A 1,020-nucleotide genomic window follows, 5' to 3' on the forward strand; every position below is an offset into this window, starting at 1 on the left:
TGGTCTTTGGTCTCGTTAGAAGTGTTGCTGGGCCTCGCTTTTTGCCTGAACCTAGAGGTTACCATCGGTTTTTCAACATCTATGTTTGCTGTCCTTGTATTTCAGTAGCTTCGGGAGCACAATCGACAAAAAACGAGTGAAGGAGTAAAGATGGAACTTGCTGATATTCGTCGTGAGTACACGAAAGGTGGCCTACGTCGTAAAGATTTGAAAGCTGATCCAATTGATCAATTCAACCTTTGGTTGGAGCAAGCGATTAAGGCGGGGTTGACGGATCCTACTGCGATGACAGTGGCGACCGTGGATGAAAACGGCATGCCATTTCAACGAATCGTTTTATTGAAAAACGTCGATAAAGATGGCTTCGTGTTTTACACCAACTTAGGTAGTCGCAAAGCGCAGCATCTTGAGCATAACAGCAACATCAGCCTGCATTTCCCTTGGCATCCACTAGAGCGCCAAGTTCACATTACTGGTGTGGCTGAAAAGCTGACTGCGATGGAAAACATGAAGTATTTTACTTCCCGCCCTAAAGATAGCCAGTTGGCGGCCATTGCGAGTAAGCAAAGTAGCCGTATTTCTGCTCGTGGAGTGCTGGAAGGTAAGTTCCTTGAGCTCAAACAGAAATTTGCCAAAGGTGAAATTCCAATGCCAACATTTTGGGGCGGCTTTAGAGTTAAACCGCAAAGCATTGAGTTTTGGCAAGGCGGTGAGCATCGTCTGCATGACCGTTTCCTATTCTCTCAACACGATGGCGAATGGGATATAGACCGTCTCGCGCCATAGGGCATCTTATTTAACGCCTAACAAAACACCGCCATTTAGGCGGTGTTTGTGTTTATAAAGATAAAGCGGCGTGGCGTTAGCGCTCTCCATTCAAAACAACAGAAAGCTGATGTTTAAGCAGCGTTTTGGGTACAACAGATCCATAGCCTGCCTCCATTGCTTGAGCGATCAGCTCGTTCTGACTATTCGCTTCAAACTTGTTTCTTAGTCGTGCGACATGCCGTTCTACCGCTT

At 46.4% G+C, this 1,020-nt stretch carries 1 protein-coding gene and 1 pseudogene; one reads left to right on the plus strand and one right to left on the minus strand.

The features are described from left to right. The first annotated feature begins 150 nt into the window (after positions 1-150). Positions 151-786 (plus strand): pyridoxamine 5'-phosphate oxidase, encoded by a 636-nt coding sequence (pdxH, locus tag R7D93_RS26175; RefSeq protein WP_005464858.1) that lies wholly within the window; start codon positions 151-153, stop codon positions 784-786. Between the two features lie 76 nt (positions 787-862). Here pdxH and R7D93_RS26180 read toward each other — a convergent pair. Beyond that, positions 863-1,020 (minus strand): annotated as a pseudogene (locus R7D93_RS26180) (helix-turn-helix transcriptional regulator); the annotation flags it as partial.

Origin of the sequence: Vibrio sp. YT-15 (genome assembly GCF_033337445.1) — a bacterium.
Lineage (GTDB): Bacteria > Pseudomonadota > Gammaproteobacteria > Enterobacterales > Vibrionaceae > Vibrio > Vibrio alginolyticus.